The following is a 3,448-nucleotide window of genomic DNA, read 5'->3' as shown; positions in this document are numbered from 1 at the left end:
AGTAAATTTTATTTCTTTACTGTTCCTCAGCGAAGATTCTACGGGCGGGATCCGCGAAGCGCCTTAAGGCGGACGGGAAGGTATGTGGGTGCACACACGATGCATTGAAATAAAAATCCCGCACCGCAATGAACGGTACGGGATTCTTGAATTGGTGCCCCTTGTCCGACTCGAACGGACGACCTACCGCTTACAAGGCGGTTGCTCTACCAACTGAGCTAAAGAGGCGGAAGGCGCGATTATATCGGAAACGCCTTTTGGAATTAGGAATTGCGGCGGTGCGGGCGGAAGCGCTTCACCACGCCCTCGGTCCCGTAGACCGCGGCCGGGTACGGACACGTGTCGCGGAATTCGGGCGCCGTGGCCTTCTCGAAGAAGCGCACGCCCTGAGAGGGATCGTCCGCCGGGCCCACCTGCAGGACGCGCGTCAGGGGCGCGCAGACGAGCGAGTTGGGCGCATCCTGGAAGTCGCAGCGGAAGGCGATCCACCCGTCGACGATCTCCACGACGTCCACCGCGTCGGTGGAGATGTCGAGGCAGATCACGCGGTGTTCGTTCACGAAACGGCGGTCGACCGCGCAGTGTTCGTCGACTTTGATCCAGACGTAGGTTTCGAGCCCGCGCTCTTCGCACCAGGCGCGGATCTCCTCGATCACCTTGCCGCGAAGGCCGCTCAGCGCCACCGGGTCCTTCAGAATGTCGGACATGCCTTCACTCCTTCGGCCGGGCCGGATCAGCGGCGCATCGAGCGTTCCTGCGCCGTCATCGAGTCGATGAAGGACTGGCGCGAGAAGAGACGCTCGGCGTAGGTCATGAGACGTTCGGTTTCGGGCGGAAGTTCGATGCCGTAGTGGGGCAGGCGCCAGAGGATCGGGGCAAGCACCGCGTCGATCATCTGGAATTCGTCGCCGAAGATGAACTTCGTCGGGCCGATGCGCATCGAGAGCACCTGCAGGCACGCGAGGATGCGGCGGCGGGCGAGCGCCTTCTGCTCGTCGCTCGCGCGGCGGGCTTCGAGCATGCGCACGAAGGGCATCAGATCGCGTTCAAAGATCTGCAGGAAGAGACGCGTGCGCGCACGGGAGACGGGCTCCGTCGGCATGAGCTGCGGGTGCGGGAAGCGCTCGTCGATGTATTCGTTGATGACGTTGACGTTGTAGAGGATGAGGTCGCGTTCGACGAGCACCGGGAGCTCGCGGTACGGGCTCAGCTGCAGGAACTGCGTCTTCATCTCTTCGGAAATGCCCTCAAGGTCGATCGACTCGACTTCGAATTCACAGCCCTTCTCGTTCAAAACGATGCGGCTCATGTGGGAGAAGGGGCACGTCGGTCCCGAGTAAAGCGTCATCATGGCGGTACTTACCTCGCAGCCAATGGAAAAAAGCGGCTTCCCTCAGTTGCGCGCGGGATGGAGGTGCGCGCCTGGGACGATCGGAAGCGAAAGGGCTACCATTTTACCGAAGCCCTTTCGAAAACACCAAATTTTTAAGGGTTTTCACTTACTTCAAACCGGATTGCGGTCGTCGTAGAAGGAAACCTCGAGTTCGGGGAAGGTTTCGGCCAAAAGTTCGCCCAAAGCCTTGATCCCACAGCACTCCGTCGCGTGGTGTCCGCAGGCGAGGTACGGAACGTCCTCCTCGCGCGCCTCGTGCCAGGTGCGCTCCGAGATCTCCCCGGAGAGGTAGAGATCCGCCCCTTGGGCGGCGGCCGCGGAGAGTTCCCCCTGTGCGGCGCCCGAGCACCAGCCGATCCGCCTCACCATGCGTTCGCCGTCGCCGAAAAGCTGCGGCTCACGCCCCAAGGCTTCGGCGACGCGGCGGGCGAAAACCCGCGCCGGGACGGGTTCGGCCAACGTCCCCACATGAAGAAGGTCGTAGAAGCCGCTTCGCGTCTCCAAGGTGATCCCGAGCATCTTCGCGAGAAGCGCGTTGTTCCCGACCTCGGGGTGGGCATCGAGCGGGAGGTGATAGGCGACCAGGGACATGTCCGCCTTCATCATGAGGCGCATGCGCTTCGCCTTCATCCCGACGACGGGCGCGGGCTCGCCCTTCCAAAACCAGCCGTGGTGCACGAGAAGCGCGTCGGCGCCCACGCTCACGGCGTATTCGATCGCGGCTCGGCTCGCCGTCACCGCGGTGACGATGCGCCGGACGTCCGCCTTCCCCTCAACCTGAAGACCGTTGGGGGCATAATCAGAAAACCGTTCCGCTTCCAGATAGCGGTCCAACCAAGCCGTCAATTCCGCGAGCTTCATTTCCTTCTCTCTTCCCATTCCTTTATCCGGCCGACCCATGCTCCGTCGACTCTGGTTGATCTTTGCCCAAGCCGTCACCATCGCGAGCGCGGTGGGTTGGGCGTACGTGCTCACGACGTCGTCCCCGCACGAGGCGCCCGTCGAGGGCCCGCGCGGCGACTACAGCGACGCCGTCGGCCGGGCCGCGCCGGCCGTCGTCAACATCTTCACGCGCACGACGACGCCGGGGGACGGCGCCGAGGAGACGGGTTCCGACTGGAACGCCTCGCCCGAGCGCGAACTCCACCCCCTGGGGTCGGGCGTGATCGTCTCGAAGGACGGCCACGTCCTCACAAATTACCACGTCGTCGAGGAAGCGCCCAACCTTCACGTCGCGCTCCCCGACGGACGCACGTTCGAAGCGACCCTGGCCGGGGGCGACGCCGAGACGGATCTCGCGACGCTCGTCATCAAGGGTGAGGACCTCCCCGTCATTGAGTTGGGCGACAGCCGCGAGCTCAAGATCGGTCAGGTCGTGCTCGCGATCGGGAACCCCTTCGACGTCGGCCAGACCGTGACGATGGGGATCGTCTCCGCCTTGGGCCGCCACGGCCTGGGGTTGAACAACTACGAAGACTTCATCCAGACCGACGCCGCCATCAACCAGGGGAATTCGGGCGGGGCATTGATCGACCTCGAAGGGCGCCTCATCGGCATCAACACCGCGATCTTCTCGCCCGAGCACTCGGAAGGCTTCGTCGGGATCGGCTTTGCGATCCCGACCTCGATCATCCGGCAGGTGCTCCCCGCGATGTTGAAAGGCGAAGACGTCCGCCGCGGCTACCTCGGCTTCATTCCGCGTCAGTTCACGGAAGAGCTCTCGCGCGACCTGGGGTTGGGCGTCCCGGCCGGCGTCATGGTCCGCCGGGTGCTCCCCGGCACGCCCGCCGACACGGCGGGGCTCCGCCACTTCGACGTGATCCTTGAGATGAACGGCGTGAGGACGGAGCGCGTCAACCGCCTCCTGCAGCAGATCGCCGCGACGCCTCCGGGCACCGTCGTGAAGCTCAAAGTGCTCCGGAGCGGCCGCACGATGGAGATTTCGCTTCGCGCCGCGAAGCGCGAGGCGGGGTCGCTGGAGCGCGAGTCGGACGCGCCCTGACGGAGGGGCATCCTGTTCGGTGTCCGTACTGATAGATCTAACCGAATCTACTC

4 protein-coding genes and 1 tRNA gene are annotated in these 3,448 nt (G+C 64.0%); 1 reads left to right on the top strand and 4 read right to left on the bottom strand.

Features of this window, described 5'->3' with window-relative positions; translation table 11 throughout:
• Window positions 1–152: 152 nt before the first annotated feature.
• The 4 genes from HMPREF9440_RS08430 to HMPREF9440_RS08415 all read right to left on the bottom strand — a co-directional run bounded on the left by HMPREF9440_RS08430 (window position 153) and on the right by HMPREF9440_RS08415 (window position 2,254).
• A tRNA-Thr gene (locus HMPREF9440_RS08430) sits at window positions 153–228 on the bottom strand.
• Window positions 229–263: 35 nt separating this feature from the next.
• A complete protein-coding gene (locus HMPREF9440_RS08425; RefSeq protein ID WP_008543307.1) occupies window positions 264–707 on the bottom strand; it encodes a hypothetical protein in 444 nt (147 codons plus the stop codon).
• 26 nt (window positions 708–733) lie between these two features.
• A complete protein-coding gene (locus tag HMPREF9440_RS08420) occupies window positions 734–1,351 on the bottom strand; it encodes a glutathione S-transferase N-terminal domain-containing protein (RefSeq protein WP_008543306.1) in 618 nt (205 codons plus the stop codon).
• A gap of 153 nt (window positions 1,352–1,504) precedes the next feature.
• Window positions 1,505–2,254 carry a Nif3-like dinuclear metal center hexameric protein gene (locus HMPREF9440_RS08415; protein ID WP_040765141.1) on the bottom strand — a complete coding sequence of 250 codons (750 nt, stop codon included), beginning with the start codon at window positions 2,252–2,254 and terminating at the stop codon, window positions 1,505–1,507.
• A gap of 37 nt (window positions 2,255–2,291) precedes the next feature.
• Between HMPREF9440_RS08415 and HMPREF9440_RS08410 the strand changes: the two genes are divergently transcribed.
• Entirely contained in the window at window positions 2,292–3,395 is a 1,104-nt protein-coding gene (locus HMPREF9440_RS08410; RefSeq protein WP_008543304.1) for a S1C family serine protease, read from the top strand.
• Window positions 3,396–3,448 lie beyond the last annotated feature (53 nt).

This window comes from Sutterella parvirubra YIT 11816, assembly GCF_000250875.1.
Classification (GTDB): Bacteria; Pseudomonadota; Gammaproteobacteria; order Burkholderiales; family Burkholderiaceae_F; genus Sutterella; species Sutterella parvirubra.
This window is presented reverse-complemented; position numbering and strand designations above follow the sequence as displayed.